Raw genomic sequence first — 14,892 nt, 5'->3', positions numbered from 1 at the left:
TCAGCCCTTCATCTGCGCGACGGGCGGCGCGCTCTCGTCACCGGTGAGCGACTTCTGCGCGGTCGCCGTGAAGGTGGTGCCGCTGCCGGAGAGCTTCGCCTGGTACATCGGCTGGAGCAGGGCGTGGTCCTCGGCGCGGATCTTCATGGTGCCCTTGACGCCCTCGAACTCCCAGCCCTCGAGCGCCTTGATCATCTTCTCCACGTCGTCGCCGCCCTCCTGCACGGCCCGGACGACCATCTGCGCGGCGGCGAACCCGTCCGGGTGGAACAGGTCGAGCGTGCCGCCCGGCACCTTCGCCTTCGCGGCCTTGGCGGCCTCGGTGTCGCTGGCGCCGTCGAAGTAGTGCGACAGGAACGAGATCTTGCTGCCGGCCGCGCCGAACGTCGGCCACGAGGCACGGATGTCCAGGCCGGTGACGACAGTGGTGGAGGCGAGGACGCCCTGCTGGTCGAGCGTCTGCCACATGGCGCCGGCGGTGGTGCCCGCCCAGGCGACGAAGAGCAGGTCCGGCTTGGCGGCCTTGATCTGGCTGGCGAACGGCGTGAACTCGGTGGCGCTGGCCGGGGCCCGGACGCTGCTCACGTTCGCGCCCGCACCGCCGATGACGGCCTTCACGGCGGCCTCGTTGGCGTCGCCGAACGCGCCGTCCTGCGCGAACACGACGACCTTCTTGCCGCCCGCGTCGCCGATGAACGACCGGGCGGTCACCACGTCCTGCCACGACTGCCGGCCGGAACGGAACGTGTACTTGTTCGCGCCGGTCACTGCGTCGGTGGCGGCCGGGCCGGAGATGAACAGCACCTTGTTCTGCGCGGCGATCGGCGCGACCTGGAGCGCCACCCCGGAGGAGGTGGACCCGGCGATGATCTTCGTACCCTTGCCGATCAGGTCCTTCGCGGCGGACACGGCCTTGGCCGGGTCGCCCGCGTCGTCGGCCTCGGTCACCTCGATCGTGCGGTCACCGACCTTGCCGGTGCCCTTGGTGGCGAAGTCGAGGCCCGCCTTGAAACCCTCGATGTACTGCTTGCCGTAGCTGGCGAGCGGCCCGGACTGGGAGTAGACCAGACCGACCTTGACCGGGGCGGCGTCGCCGCCGCCGGATGCGGTGTCCTGCGGGCTGCCACAGGCCGTGGCGGCCAGAGCGACCGCCACCGAGGTGGCGGCGGTAAGGAACACCCGTCGCGTGTGCCGGATCGTCATTGCGACTCCAGGTGAGGACAGGGGGAATGTCAGTTGTCGGCTCACGCTAGAAGTGACGTCACCCACGGGCTATGTGGTCGGCGCACACAAGTACCTGTGACGGGATGGCCGCACGTTACAACGCCGGACATCGCCACGTAACCGCACCGACCCGGGATGGCCGTCCCCACCACGCGCACCTCGCCGGCAATGTCGTCCCACGCCATCGCGCGCCGGTCACCGCCCGCCGCACTCCCCGTCGTGGTCGGCCGCCCGAGCGCACCGCCGCCCACCGTCGCGCGGGCGGTCACACCAGACCCAGTGGCGTACGGACTGCTCGTCCTCCCGTGACACGGTGGTCCCGGCGCGCTCCACGTCGGCCAGGAACCCGAGCGCCCGGCAGATGGCCCGCGCGAACCCCCGCGCGCCGTCGAGGTCGGCCGCGAGCACCGGCAGGTGTACGACGAACCGCTCCCGGCTCACCGCTGCGTACCCGGCGTGAACCGGGACTGCCAGCTCTTGAGCGCCTGTTTGATGCGCGTGTTCTCCTCGGCGTAGCGGGACGCGTCGCGCCGGGCCAGCGCCAGGTCACCCGCCACCCGGTAGAGGAAGGCGTGCACCTCCGCCGGGTCGAGCCCGTGCCGCACGGTGCGGAACCGCCGCTCGCGGATCTGCCCGACACTCAGCGGCCGGCACGACTCCGAGCGGTACCAGCCCCGGTTCGGCTGCCGCCCCTTGCCACGTCGCCGGGTCGGCTGAAACAGGTTGAGCACGTTGCGCACGCCGATCCTCCTCACCGAGCCGTGGAGGCGGCCCGCCCGCAGACAGGGGACGCGGGCGGGCCGCCGACCCCGAGACCGCAGCCCGTTCGGCGGTACGACCCCGGAGCCCAATCCGGGTCCGACTCCCGAGGTTTGCCGAACCAACCGGAGCCGGACGCGGGTCAGCCTACCCAAAATACCTGTGTAGGTCGAGCGTCCACATCGGGCTTTCTAGTTGTTGCAGTTACTGGTGTAGGCCCGGCATGATCGGAGGTGCCGAACCGACCGGAGTCCTCACCATGCCCACAGCTGAAGCGCCATATCGTCAGATCGCCAACGAACTCGCCGCAAAGATCAAGAGCGGCGAGTTGAAGCCCGGCGACAAGCTGCCCTCGACCCGTGAACTCGCCGAGGCTTACGGCGTCCACATGAACACGGCGTCCCGCGCCCTCTCACTGCTGCACGATCGCGAGCTGATCACCGGCCAGCCCGGCCGCGGCACGTACGTAGCCGAACCCCCGAGCTGATCAACTCCACTACGCCGAAGTGGCGGCATCATCGCGCCCGGAAGCAGCCACTTCCCCGAAGTGGCGCCCGCCCCGCGCGACAAGCCCCGCCACCACCGCCCGCACCACCGCCACCGCCCTCGCGAGATCTTGGTATGGAATGGCCCTTGGAGGGGCCGTTTCGTACCAAGATCTCGGGGGCGGCCGAGCGCGACCGGAACCGGGGAAAGCGCGGACGGGGTGCCCGCCGGAACGGCGAGCACCCCGTTTCAGCGGAGCAGGGTCAGCGTCCGGCTCGGGCGGCCACCGCCGTGTCGGGGTGGTCGCTGAACACGCCGTCCAGGCCCAGGTCGAGGAACAGCTCGTACTCGGACGTGATGTCACCACGCGCGTTCGGGTCGGTGCCGATGCGGAAGTCCGCAGGCAGGAACTGGTTCTCGGCCCGGAACGTCCACGCGTGCACCACCAGCTTCTGCCGGTGCGCGTCGCGGATCACCGAGGTCGGCGCGAGCAGCCGGCCGGCGGAGTCCCGGGGCACGATCAGGTTCTTGTTCAGGCCCACGCCGTCGGCGTACCGGGAGATCCAGGCAAGTCCCGCGGGCGTGGCCAGGTCCGCGTAGGTCCGCTTGTCTCCGCCCGCGACGAAGTCGTAGGGCGCGCCGCTCGCATCCATGAGCTGCACCAGCCGTACGTCGATCATCTTGTCGAGCTTGCGCAGGTTGGCGGTCTCGAAGCTCTGGACGAACACCGGGTCGGCGCGGTGGGTGAGCCGGTTGCGGCGCAGCACCGCCACCAGCGGCTCCTCCAGCGGGCGGCCGATCGAGGCGAAGTAGGTGGGGTGCTTGGTCTCCGGGTAGACGCCGATGGTCCGGCCCCGGGCCTTCGACTCGGCCCGCGCCAGGTCGATGACCTCCTGGAACGTCGGGATCTCGAACCTGCCGTCGAACGCGGTGTTCGCGACCCGCACCTGGGGCAGCCGCTCCTTGGCCCGCAGCGTCTTCAGCTCGGCCAGCGTGAAGTCCTCGGTGAACCAGCCGGTGACGGCGACCCCGTCGATGGTCTTCGTCGCCTTGCGGCCGGCGAATTCGGGGCGGGCGGCCACGTCGGTCGTACCGGAGATCTCGTTCTCGTGCCGCGCGACCAGGACGCCGTCCTTGGTCGAGACCAGGTCCGGCTCGATGAAGTCGGCGCCCTGGCGGATGGCGAGCCGGTAGGCCTCCAGGGTGTGCTCCGGGCGGTAGCCGCTCGCGCCGCGGTGGCCGATCACGATCGGCCGCTGGGCCGCGGGGGCACGCTCGGCGCGGTGGTCCGGGCCGGCCTGGGCGGCCACGGCCGGCACCACCACAGCGGCCGCCGCGAGCAGCGCGCCGGCCACGCCGAGGGTGGAAAGGGTACGTCGCAACGCCGTCTCCTGTCGTCGATGGGTACGCACAGCAGACCGGTCGTGGTTGACCGCCAGTTGGTCGGTTCCTGACCTGCCGGTGAATCTCCGGACGGAAGATGACGGGATGCGCCGCCTGCTCCGGAAGCCCGTACGGCTGGTGCCGTTGGGGTTCCTGGCGGTGATCCTGGTCGGCACCGGTCTGCTCATGCTGCCCTGGGCCACCAACGAGCATCGGTACACCCCGTTCGTCACCGCGCTGTTCACGTCCACGTCGGCGGTGTCGGTGACCGGGATGGCGGTGACCGACACGCCGAACTACTGGAACGGCTTCGGGCTCGTGATGATCACCGTGCTGACGCAGCTCGGCGGTCTGGGCATCCTGACCGGGGCGTCGCTGGTGATCCTGGCGGTCTCCCGCCAGCTCGGCCTGCGCAACCGGCTGCTCGTGCAGGCGGAGACCGCCGAGTTCAGCCTCGGCGACGTACGCCGCCTGCTGCTGCGCATCGCGGCGACCGTCTTCGTGACCGAGGCCCTGATGACGGCGGTGATCGCCACGCGCCTGTTCCTGGCGTACGACTACCGGCCGGGCCGGGCGCTCTGGTCGGCGGTGTTCCACTCGGTCCAGGCGTTCAACAACGGCGGCTTCGCGCTCTACTCCGACGGCCTGATCGCGTTCTCCCGGGACGGCTGGGTGGCGCTGCCGCTCAGCATCGGCGCGATCATCGGCGGGCTGGGCTTCCCGGCGCTGTTCGAGGCGGTACGCGAGTGGCGGCAGCCGGCGCGCTGGGCGGTCGCCACGAAGCTGACCGTGTGGGGCAGCGTGGTGCTGACCGTCTTCGGCGTCGCCTACCTGCTGATGGCCGAGTGGACCAACCCGTTCACGATCGGCACCTTCGACGTGCCGGGCAAGCTGCTGGCGTCGTTCACGCAGATCGCGTTGAGCCGTACCGGCGGCTTCGACGTGATCAACGTCGGGCACCTCACCGACGAGAGCTACCCGATGCTGATCGGCCTGATGTTCATCGGCGGCGGCAGCGCCAGCACCGCCGGCGGCATCAAGGTCTCCACGTTCTTCCTGCTCGGCTTCGCCATCTGGGCCGAGCTGCGGGGCGAGCCGGACACCACTGTCGGGCGCCGCCGGGTGGCGGCGGCGAGCCAGCGGCAGGCGCTGACCGTGGCGCTGCTGAGCGTGGCGCTCGTGGCCGGGGGAACCGTCGGCCTGATCGCGCTGACCTCGCACGTGTCGTTCTCGGCCGCGTTGTTCGAGGTCACCTCCGCGTTCAGCACGACCGGTCTGACCGTCGGGGTGTCCGGGCAGCTCTCCCCGCCGGGTCAGTACGTGCTGACCGCGCTCATGTACATCGGCCGGGTCGGGCCGCTCACCCTCGGCTCGGCCATCGCGTTGAACACCCGTCGACGGCTGTACCGCTACCCGGAGGAGCAACCCATTGTCGGCTAGACATCCGGAGGAGACAGGCATCGCGGTGATCGGCCTGGGCCGGTTCGGCACGCGCCTGGCGGAGTCCCTGTCCCGTCTCGGTTACGAGGTGCTGGCGATCGACCGCGACCCGGCCCGGGTCCAGCACTGGTCGGCCGAACTCGACCGGGTGGTGCAGGCGGACAGCACCGAGGAGGTGGTGCTGCGCCAGCTCGGGCTGGCGGACTTCCGCCGGGTCGTGGTCGCGATCGGGGCGTCGCTGGAGGCGAGCGTGCTCACCGTACTGGCGCTGGCCGAGCTGGGGATCGAGCAGATCTGGGCGCGGGCCACCTCGGAGAAGCACGCGAAGATCCTGCACTCGGTCGGCGCGCACCACGTGGTCTTCCCCGAGGCGGAGACCGGCGAGCGGGTGGCGCACCTGATCGTCAGCCGGATGCTCGACTTCATCGAGTTCGACGACGACTTCGCCATCGCCAAGATCAGGGTGCCCGCGCCGTTGGTCGGGCGGTCGCTGCGCGACATCGCCCCGCAGGACCGGTACGGCGTGATGGTGGTCGGCGAGAAGCGACCCGGTCAGCCGTTCCGGTACGCCGGGCCGGACACGGTGCTGGAGTCGGACAGCGTGCTCATCGTTGAGGGCGGCATCTCCCAGGTGCAGCGCTTCTCCGCGCTGACCTGACCGGAGCCGCTCACCTGACCGTCAGCCCTTTTTCGGACCCTTGCCCTTGCCGTGCTCACCCCCCTTCGGCCGGTCTACTTTGCTTTTCCCTTGCCGTTCTCCTTGCCCTTGGGCTTCGGCGCGGCCTTGGGCTTCGGTTTCGCCGGTGCCGGCTTGGCCTTCGCCGGCCCGCTCTTGGCGGTGGTCTTGGTGGCCGGCTTGACCGGCGTCTTGACCGGCGGCGCGGTGGTCGGCGCCGAGCCGGCGATGCCGGAGACCTGCACGCCGCAGGTGCTGCCGCCGACGGTGAACTCCACGGGCAGCGTGTTGCTCCCGGTGTAGCGGCCCGCCAGCGTCAGCTTCGTCGACGCGCCGGGGGCCAGCGCCGGGTCCGTCGCCGGTGCGGCGATCGAGACGGTACGCCCCACCTGACGTGCCGTGGGCTGGGCCGTGGTGACCGTCTGCTTGCCGGGGAACGTGAAGTTCATGGTCCAGCCGCGCAGTTCCCGGTCGCTGGTGTTGGTGAGCGTCAGCTCGGCGGAGAAGTCCTTGCCGGTGTCGCGGCGCAGCGAGTAGTCGACAGCGCACGGGATCGTCTCGGGCAGGCTCATCCGCGCCTCGGTCGGCTCCACCCCGCCGCTGGCCGGGCTCCGCGACGTCAGCCCCCACAGGGTGGCGGTCACCGCGACCAGGCCGACCGCGGCGACCCCGGCCTCCACCTTGCGCCGCCGCGCCACCGCCCGCCTGGTACGGGTACGCACCACCGAGAACGGCAGCGCGTCGGTCTCCGCCGACCACGGCAGGATCGTGGTGCCGGCGTTCTCGGCGAGCGCCGGGTCCATCCGGCCGAACGCCGGCGACACCGGCACGATCGCCGCGATACCCGCCGCCTCGGCGAGCGTACGGGCCACCTCGGCGGTCGCCGGGCGGTCCTCGGGGCGCTTGGCCAGGCACCGCTGCACGAGCGAGGCGACCGGCTCGGGCAGCCCCGGCACCGCGGGCATCGGGTCGGGGTCGCGGTACATGTGGGCGCGCAGCATCTCGGTGGTGGTGCTGGCCTGCCACGGCAGGCGGCCGGTGAGCATCCGGTAGAGCAGCAGCCCGACCGCGTACACGTCGGTGGCCGGCGAGACGTGGCCGTTGTCCAGCCGCTCCGGCGCCAGGTACGCGGGCGTGCCGAGCAGCGCGCCGTCCGGCCCCTTGTCGCTCTCCCCCACCAGCGCCGAGATGCCGAAGTCGACGACCTTCACGCCGGTCGGGGTCAGCATCACGTTGCCCGGGGTCACGTCCCGGTGCACCACACCGCGGGCGTGCGCGGCGGCCAGCGCCGAGGCGACCTCCGCGCCGATGGTCATGGCCTCCCGCCAGGGAAGCTGCCCGTCGCGGCCGAGCCGCCCGCTGAGCGGACCGCCGTCGACCAGCTCCATCACCACGTACGGCACGGTCAGGCCGACCTGCACGGACTCGCCGTAGTCGTACACGTTGGTGATGTTGGGGTGGCACAGCCGCGCGGCGGCCTGCGCCTCCACCCGGATCCGGTGCCGGAACGCCTTGTCGCTGGCCAGCCGCGAGGCCAGCACCTTGACCGCCACCTGCCGGCCCAGCACCTCGTCGTAGCCGCGCCAGACGACCGACATGCCGCCCGCACCCAACTGCTCGACGAGCCGATATCGCTCGCCGAGCAGTTGCACGCCGTTCCTGACCGGTCCACCCATGGTCGGTCCTGTTGCCCGAAGTGGGCCCCGGTACACCTCAGCTGTCGGAATCGGTCAGGAAGTTCACCCGTTCAGGCGGTCGCGAGCAGTTGGTCCACCGGCGCGTAGTCGTCGGTGAGCACCATCGCGTCGCCCACCCACTCGGTCACCGCCGCCTCGTCCATCAGCGCGGCCGGCTCGGGCAGCAGCTTGAGGCCGGGCGGGATCGCGGCGAGCGGCAGCGGCGCGTCCGAGGCGACGATCACGAAGTTGGCGCCCTGCCTCCCGTCGATCGCGCCGGGCGGGGCGATCAGCGCGACGTGCGCGAACTCGGCCTTCACGGTGGCCAGCTCGGCCCGGATGAACCGGCCCGGCGGGTAGTCGATGACGTTCTGCACGTAGATCCCGTCCGGGCGCAGCACCCGGCGGATGTCGGCGGCCATCTCCCGGGTCGCCAGGTGCCACGGCACCACCAGGTGGCCGAACGCGTCGCCGACGATGAAGTCGCGGCTGTCGGCCGGCTCGCCGCGCAGCAGCACCCGCGCGTCACCCACCTCGGCGCGCATCTGCGGGCCGGTACTCAGGCCCAGCTCCCGCCGGTCCAGCTCGACCAGGCCGCCGTCGAGTTCGAACACCAGGTTGTCGCTGCCGGGCCGGGTCGCGGCCAGGTAGTGCGGCACCGTGAAGCCGCCGCCGCCCAGGTGCAGCGCGTCCATCGGCTGCTTCGCCGGCCGCGCCACGTCCGCGACCAGGCCGATCCACTGCGTGTACGCGTACTTGAGGTGGGTCGGCTCGCCCAGGTCGACGTACGAGTGCTCGGCCGAGTTGAGGTAGAGCGTGCGTCCCTGCGGCCAGGACGGGTCCACCTCGACGCGGGCGCAGTGGTACGCGGTCTCCACGTCGCACGGGTTCGGTGCCGCGGCGGTGAGCCCGGCGGCGGCGAGCCCGAGCAACGCCAGCGCGGCCTTGACCCGGCCCGGCGCGGACAGTCCGCTCGGGCCGGCCTGCCGTCGCAGCCAGACGCCGAGCGCCAGCCCGGTCACGCCGAGCACGGCGGCCAGTCCCAGCACGATGACGGTGCTGGACAGCGCCGCCACCAGCACGAAGCCGGTGCCGAGCGTGGCGGTGATGCCACCGAGCGTGCCGATGCCGGACAGCTTGCCCACCACCTGCCCGGTCCGGCGCAGGTCGGCGAGCTGGAGCTTCACCACGAGCGGGGTGATCCCGGCCAGCAGCGCGGCGGGCAGCAGGACGGTCAGCGCGGTCAGCAGGAGCACCGCGCTCGCCGCGCCGCCGCGCAGCGCCTCACCGGCGTACCTGACGATGGGCAGCGTGATTGCGGTGGCGATGCCGGCCAGCACCAGCGCCGGAGCCAGCAGGGTGCGCGGGTCACGCCGGTCGGCGAGCCAGCCGCCGAACCACGCCCCGTACGCGATGGCGGCGAGCGCCATGCCGATCACCGAGCTGGTCACCTGGAGGGTCACCCCGACGTACGGGCCGACCAGGCGCAACGACACGGTCTCCAGCACCAGCACGGCCCCGCTGGAGAGGAAGACGAGGAACGCGGCGAGCCCGTTGGGCAGGGCCCGGGGCGGGACCGGGGCGTCGGCCGCCGGTCCCGCGATGACGTCGGACGATGTGCTGCTCACCGTGGCGATGCTACGCAGCGCTCGCGGCGGGCCGGGTCAATACATCGAGATGTGAACATGGTTTGTGTGGTCCGCCGCCGGGCTGCCGCCGCCGCTGTACGCCCGCCAGCCGGTGTTCGGCATCCAGATCTGCCGATACCAGATGACGTACATGATGCCGAGCCGATTGGCGTTGTTCTTCGCCCAGGCGGCGAGGCTGTCGCCGTACGCCTTGTCGCCACCGGTGGCGGTCTTGTCCTCGAACCCGCCGCTGGCGGCGGAGAAGTCGCAGGCCCGGCCCTTGGGGTGCTCGCCGCCGCCACCGCTGCGGTGACACGAGGCGTAGCGCTTGTAACCGGCCGACTTGGCCTGCTGGAGCATGTGCAGCGTGCGCGGGGTGATGCAGCCGGACGCGGGCGTCGGGTCGTCCACCGAGCAGGACTCCGACGGCCACGAGCCGTCCGAGTTGCGCGGGGCGGGCTTCGCCGACGAGGAGGTGCCGTTGAACCCGGACCCGGCGCCGGAGCTGACCTTCGCCAGCGCCACCTCGGCGTCCTTCTTCTTGCGGGCCTGCACCGCGACCTGCTTGGCCTGCTCGCGCACCTCGGCGTCGATGGCGAGCTTCGCCTCGGCCGCCTGCGCCTTCGCGTCGGCCAGTTCCCGCAGCCGCTTGCTGTCGCGCTGGGCCATCACGTCCAGCTCGGCCGCGCGCTTGAGGAAGTCGTTCGGGTCGGCGCTGGCCAGCAGCATCGACGTCGCGGTCAGCCGGCCCATCCGGTACGACTGCGCGGCGACCTCACCGGCCTGCGCGCTGAGCCCGACGAGGCGTCCCTCGATGTCGGTGAGCTGGGCGGCGAGCGCCTTCTGCCGGCGCTTGGAGTTCTCCAGCTTGTTCTGGGCCTCGATGTGGCCCTTCGCCGCCGCCTCCAACGCCGCCCGCAACTGCTTGCTGCCGCCCTCGTTCGGGGCGTTCGGGCTGGGTACGGCAGCGGCCGGGCCGGCGGCCACGCCGGAGCCGAGCAGCACGGCCACCGCGGCGAACGCGGCGAGCAGCGACCGCCGGACGCGCCGGCCGGTAGGGCTGGTCCTGGGCACGTGTTGGTCCTTCCGTCGACCGCCGGCCCCCGTACACCGAGCGGCGTCTCCGCCGGCGCCGGACGGCGGCCTGCTGGCGGAGACCGCCGGTCACGATACCGGACCACGCGCGACACGCCAGGCCGGCGACGGCGTACGGCCTCCGACGTCGACGCAGCGTGCCGTGCCCGTCGCGCAGCGCCGCTCAACCGCCCAGCAGGGCGGCGCTCACCTCGTCCCAGATCTCCGGGCTCGCCGCCACGAGCAGTCCCCGGCCCTCGTCGGCCGGGTGGTAGTCGGCACCGTCGAACCGGCGGGCCACGCCACCGGCCTCGCGCACCAGCAACGTGCCGGGCGTGTGGTCCCACGGCAGGGTGCGCCAGAACAGCACGAACTGCTGCTCGCCGGTGAGCACGTCCAGGTATTCCCGGCCGGCGCAGTGCTGGCCGGGCAGCAGCTCACCGATGCGGCGGCCGCCCTCCTCCACCCGGCGGCGGAAATCCGGGGGCAGGAACTTCGTCGCCGCGGTGCCGCGCAGCGCGCCCACCCTCGGCTCGGCCCGCGGCGCACTCAGCGACGCCCCGTCCAGCGCGGCGCCGGCGCCGAGCCGGCCCGCCGCCATCGTGCCGTCGAGCGGGTCGTACACCCAGGACGCCACCGGTACGCCGTCGGTGAGCAGCGCCGCCATCAGTGCGAACGGCCGGCGGCCGGCGGCGAAGTTGGAGGTGCCGTCGACCGGGTCGACGAGCCAGACGTCGCCGCTGCCGCGCAGGTGCCGCAGCAGGTCGGGATCGTCGGCGACGGCCTCCTCGCCGACCACCACCGAGCCGGGACGCAGCCGCCGCAGTCCTTCGGAGATCAGCGCCTCGGCCTCGCGGTCGGCGACCGTGACCACCTCGCCCGGTGCCTTCTCGGAGATGTCGGACGCGTCGAGCCGGCGGAACAACGGCACGACGACCTTGGCCGCCGCCTCCCGCAGCAGCGCGCCGACGTCGTCCAGCAGCGGGTCAGCCACGCGGCGGCAGCTTGACCACGCTGACGAAGAACTCGTCGATCTGGCGGACCACCGAGATGAAGCGCTCGAAGTCCACCGGCTTGGTCACGTAGGCGTTGGCGTGCAGCTGGTAGCTGCGCAGGATGTCCTCGTCGGCCTGCGAGGTGGTGAGCACCACGACCGGGATGCGGCAGAGCTGCGCGTCCTTCTTGATCTCCTTGAGCACCTCCCGGCCGTCGCGCCGGGGCAGGTTCAGGTCGAGCAGGATCAGGTCGGGCGTCACCGCGTCCGCGTACCGGCCCTCGCGGCGCAGGTAGGCGAGCGCCTCGGCGCCGTCGGAGACGACGGTGAGGCGGTTGCGGAGCTTGTGCTCCTCGAACGCCTCCTGGGTCATCAGCACGTCACCGGGGTCGTCCTCGACGAGCAGGACCTCGATCGGGCTCTTGCCGTCCGCGGGCGCGGTCATCCCACCGTCTCCTTCATGCCACCGTTTGTACCGTGTCGGTCCGCCTGCGCGGGCGGCTCTTCGCGTGCCTCGCCGTCCGGCTGCCGCCCGGCGCCCGCCGGGTCGGTCTCGGCGCCCTCGGCGGCCGGCGTTCCGGCCGGCTCCGCGGCGTCCCCGTCCGCGGCGTCCCCGTCCGCTGCCGCCTCCGCCGCCTTGGCGGCCTCGATGTCGGCCTCCAGCGCGGGCAGCGTGAACCGGATGGTGGTGCCCTCGTCGGCGTCGGTGTCCACCCAGACCCGGCCGCCGTGATACTCCACGATCTTCTTGACGATGGCCAGTCCGATGCCGGTGCCCGGGTACGCGTCCTTCGAGTGCAGCCGCTGGAAGATCACGAAGATCTTGTCGGCGAACTCCGGTTCGATCCCGATGCCGTTGTCCCGGCAGCTGATCTCCCACTCGCCGTCCACCAGCCGCGCCGACACGTGCACCTTCGCCGGCACGTCGGGCCGGCGGAACTTCACCGAGTTGCTGACCAGGTTGACCAGCAGGTTGGTCAGCAGCGGCTCCTCGCCGCGGATGGTCGGCATCTCGCCCCAGGTCAGCTCCGCGTCGGCGTACTGCAACGCCGCCTCGGTCTGCCCCGCCACGTCGCCCATCACCTTGTTCAGGTCGACCTCGGTGAAACCGGTGGTCAACCGGCCGATCCGGGAGAACGCCAGGAGGTCGTTGATCAGCCGCTGCATGCGCTGCGCGCCGTCCACCGCGAACGCGATGTACTGGTCGGCCCGCTCGTCGAGCTGCCCGGCGTACCGCCGCTGGAGGAGCTGGCAGAAGCTCGCCACCTTGCGCAGCGGCTCCTGGAGGTCGTGCGAGGCGACGTACGCGAACTGCTCCAGGTCACGGTTGGACCGGGTCAGCTCCTCGGCCTGCTTCTGCAGCTGGCTGTTGACCCACTCGATGCGCTCCCGCGCCTCGCGTACCTCGTCCAGATCCCGGGCGATCTTCATCCGCATCTGGTCGATGTCCTCGGCGAGGCGCCGGAACTCCGGCGGGCCGGAGCCCTCGATGTGGTGCCGGTAGTCGCCGTCGGCCACCTCGCGCACCTGACTGACCAGGGCGGCCAGCGGGCGGATCAGGATCCGGTCCAGCGAGAGCAGCATGACCACACCGGCCGCCGTCACCACGAGCGCGGCGATGATCAGCAGCACGACGAGCGTGTTGCTGGTCGAGTTGACCCGGTCGGCGGTCTCCTCCCGGACGGTGAGGATCTCGTCCTGGAGCGTGTTCACCGACGCCCTGATGCCGTCGAACTGCTGCCGGGTCGCGTCCGTGATCAGCGCCTGGCCGGCCTCCGCGCCGTCCCGCTCGACAGTGGTGATGACCGGCTCGGCCACCTGGGCCCGCCACTGTGCGGTCTGCTGCTCGACCACGTCCAGCGACCGCCGCACGTCCGGGTAGTCGGCGGAGAGGTCCCGGATCGAGGTGACCAGGCTCTGCTCGCGCTTCACGCCCTCCTGGTAGGGCTCCAGGTCGCTGCGGTCGCCGTTCACCGCGTACCCGCGCACCGACGTCTCCTGGTCGAGCAGCACGCTCATCAGCTCCTGCGCCTGGACGCGCAGCGGGCCGGTCTTGAGCAGCACCGCGTCGATGTTCTCGCGGTTCTTCGCGGCGACCGCCGCCTCCGCGGCGGCCAGACCGAGCAGCAGCACCAGCACCACGCCGAGGAGCGCGACCACCCGCCGCCGCAGGGTCCACCCCTGCTGGTACGCCTTCACAGGTTCCTCCCCGTCGCCCTTCGCGCTCACTGCGTCATCTTCGTTCGCGACCGCGGAGCCGGCTCGGCGCTCACCGGCCGCTGCCCCGCGTGACCAGCAACATCGCCACGTCGTCGGCGAGCGGGCCGCCGTTTATCTGCTCGGCGCGCCCGACCAGCCAGGCGGGCAGCTCGGCCAGCGGCACCGCCCGGTTCGCCGGGTCGGCGAGCAGCCCGGTCAGGCCCGGCACGTCGAGCCGTTCGTCACCGCCGTCCACCCGGCCCTCGATCAGGCCGTCGGTGTACATCAGCAGGGACCAGTCGTCGGTGTCGAACTCCAGGTCGAAGGCGACCGGGCGGCGCGGGCGTACGCCTAGCAGCAGCCCGCCCTTGGCCGGCACCGGCGCGACCTTGCCGCCGCTGAGCAGCAGCGGCGGCGGGTGACCGGCGAGGCGTACGGTGGCCCGCGCCGACGCCAGGTCGAGCCGTGTGGTGGCCACCGTCGCGAAGATCTCCTGGAGGCGGCGCTCGCTCATCAGCACCTGCTCCAGCGCGGGCAGCACCTCGTCGTCCGGCACCCCGGCCAGCACCAGGGCCCGCCAGGCGACGCGCAGTTCGACGCCGAGCGCCGCCTCGTCCACGCCGTGCCCGCAGACGTCGCCGACGATCAGGTCGATCCGGTCCGGCTGGGTCTGCACCACGTCGTAGAAGTCGCCGCCGATCAGCGCGGCGTGCCGGCCGGGCCGGTAGAAGGTGTGCACCGACACCTCGTCGGTGGTCATCAGCGGCTGCGGCAGCAGGCCGCGCTCCAGGCGGGCGGACTCGGCCTGGCGCAGCTCCACCTCGCGCAGCCGGCGGGCGTTCTCGTCGGCCCGCTTGCGCTCGACCGCGTACCGCAGCGCCCGGGTCAGCAGGACACCGTCGACCTGGCCCTTGACCAGGTAGTCCTGCGCCCCCTCGGCGACCGCGACGATGCCCAGGTGTTCGTCCGAGCGGCCGGTCAGCACGCAGACCGCGGCGCCGCTGGCCATCTCCAGCACCCGGCGCAGCCCGTCCAGGCCCTGCGCGTCCGGCAGACCCAGGTCGAGCAGGACGCAGTCCACGCCCATCACCCGCTGCCGGGCCTCGCTGAGGCTGGTGGCGACCAGCAGGTCGATCATCGAGTTGGTCTCGGCGAGCAGCTCACCGACCAGGAAGGCGTCGCCCTCGTCGTCCTCGACCAGCAGCACCCGCAGCCGCTCGCCCGGCGGTACGCCGCCGTGCAGCCCCGCCCCGGCCGACGGCACGCGGACGGCACCCGACATGCCGGAACCCCGCTGCGGTCGGGTAACCGCCGCGAGTCGCGGGAGTTCGCTGGTGATGTCGGGCTCCTTCC

14 protein-coding genes are annotated in these 14,892 nt (G+C 72.0%); 3 read left to right on the top strand and 11 right to left on the bottom strand.

Features of this window, described 5'->3' with window-relative positions:
- The 3 genes from FHX31_RS00885 to FHX31_RS00875 all read right to left on the bottom strand — a co-directional run bounded on the left by FHX31_RS00885 (nucleotide 1) and on the right by FHX31_RS00875 (nucleotide 1,964).
- Nucleotides 1-1,203 carry a substrate-binding domain-containing protein gene (locus tag FHX31_RS00885; RefSeq protein ID WP_013475186.1) on the bottom strand — a complete coding sequence of 401 codons (1,203 nt, stop codon included), beginning with the start codon at nucleotides 1,201-1,203 and terminating at the stop codon, nucleotides 1-3.
- A 216-nt stretch (nucleotides 1,204-1,419) separates the two neighbouring features.
- Nucleotides 1,420-1,665, bottom strand: coding sequence for a hypothetical protein (locus FHX31_RS00880; protein WP_064446649.1), 246 nt, complete (start codon nucleotides 1,663-1,665; stop codon nucleotides 1,420-1,422).
- Entirely contained in the window at nucleotides 1,662-1,964 is a 303-nt protein-coding gene (locus tag FHX31_RS00875; protein WP_123110773.1) for a DivIVA domain-containing protein, read from the bottom strand. Before FHX31_RS00875 ends, FHX31_RS00880 begins: the two co-directional genes overlap by 4 nt.
- Before the next feature lie 278 nt (nucleotides 1,965-2,242).
- On the opposite strand from FHX31_RS00875, the gene FHX31_RS00870 reads away from it, so the two are divergent.
- Nucleotides 2,243-2,470, top strand: a complete 228-nt coding sequence (locus FHX31_RS00870) for a GntR family transcriptional regulator (protein WP_013475183.1) — start codon at nucleotides 2,243-2,245, stop codon at nucleotides 2,468-2,470.
- 262 nt (nucleotides 2,471-2,732) lie between these two features.
- Here FHX31_RS00870 and FHX31_RS00865 read toward each other — a convergent pair whose 3' ends face one another.
- Complete coding sequence (locus FHX31_RS00865; protein WP_123110772.1) at nucleotides 2,733-3,851, bottom strand: glycerophosphodiester phosphodiesterase; 1,119 nt, start codon at nucleotides 3,849-3,851, stop codon at nucleotides 2,733-2,735.
- 106 nt (nucleotides 3,852-3,957) lie between these two features.
- Between FHX31_RS00865 and FHX31_RS00860 the strand changes: the two genes are divergently transcribed.
- The gene (locus FHX31_RS00860; RefSeq protein WP_184974594.1) at nucleotides 3,958-5,292 is read left to right on the top strand and encodes a TrkH family potassium uptake protein; all 1,335 of its coding nucleotides are present in this window, start codon (nucleotides 3,958-3,960) and stop codon (nucleotides 5,290-5,292) included.
- Complete coding sequence (locus tag FHX31_RS00855) at nucleotides 5,282-5,950, top strand: potassium channel family protein (RefSeq protein WP_184974592.1); 669 nt, start codon at nucleotides 5,282-5,284, stop codon at nucleotides 5,948-5,950. The genes FHX31_RS00860 and FHX31_RS00855 overlap by 11 nt, the downstream gene beginning before the upstream one ends.
- A 74-nt stretch (nucleotides 5,951-6,024) precedes the next feature.
- On the opposite strand, the gene FHX31_RS00850 is transcribed toward FHX31_RS00855, so the two are convergent.
- From FHX31_RS00850 to FHX31_RS00820, 7 genes are all read right to left on the bottom strand, one after another.
- Nucleotides 6,025-7,644, bottom strand: a complete 1,620-nt coding sequence (locus FHX31_RS00850) for a serine/threonine-protein kinase (RefSeq protein ID WP_123110770.1) — start codon at nucleotides 7,642-7,644, stop codon at nucleotides 6,025-6,027.
- Between the two features lie 71 nt (nucleotides 7,645-7,715).
- Entirely contained in the window at nucleotides 7,716-9,272 is a 1,557-nt protein-coding gene (locus tag FHX31_RS00845) for a fused MFS/spermidine synthase (RefSeq protein WP_091330749.1), read from the bottom strand.
- A 36-nt stretch (nucleotides 9,273-9,308) separates the two neighbouring features.
- Nucleotides 9,309-10,346 carry a VldE C-terminal domain-containing protein gene (locus FHX31_RS00840; protein WP_013288714.1) on the bottom strand — a complete coding sequence of 346 codons (1,038 nt, stop codon included), beginning with the start codon at nucleotides 10,344-10,346 and terminating at the stop codon, nucleotides 9,309-9,311.
- Nucleotides 10,347-10,530: 184 nt separating this feature from the next.
- On the bottom strand, nucleotides 10,531-11,340 hold the full coding sequence (locus FHX31_RS00835) for an inositol monophosphatase family protein (protein WP_013475179.1): 810 nt from the start codon (nucleotides 11,338-11,340) through the stop codon (nucleotides 10,531-10,533).
- Nucleotides 11,333-11,785, bottom strand: a complete 453-nt coding sequence (locus tag FHX31_RS00830) for a response regulator (RefSeq protein WP_013288716.1) — start codon at nucleotides 11,783-11,785, stop codon at nucleotides 11,333-11,335. The genes FHX31_RS00835 and FHX31_RS00830 overlap by 8 nt, the downstream gene beginning before the upstream one ends.
- Entirely contained in the window at nucleotides 11,782-13,539 is a 1,758-nt protein-coding gene (locus tag FHX31_RS00825; protein WP_184977727.1) for a sensor histidine kinase, read from the bottom strand. Before FHX31_RS00825 ends, FHX31_RS00830 begins: the two co-directional genes overlap by 4 nt.
- A gap of 70 nt (nucleotides 13,540-13,609) precedes the next feature.
- Complete coding sequence (locus FHX31_RS00820; RefSeq protein ID WP_013288718.1) at nucleotides 13,610-14,821, bottom strand: PP2C family protein-serine/threonine phosphatase; 1,212 nt, start codon at nucleotides 14,819-14,821, stop codon at nucleotides 13,610-13,612.
- Nucleotides 14,822-14,892: the final 71 nt, after the last annotated feature.

Source organism: Micromonospora sp. CNZ286, from assembly GCF_014207755.1.
Note: the sequence above shows the minus strand (reverse complement) of the source record. Positions and strands in the feature narration are given on the sequence as shown.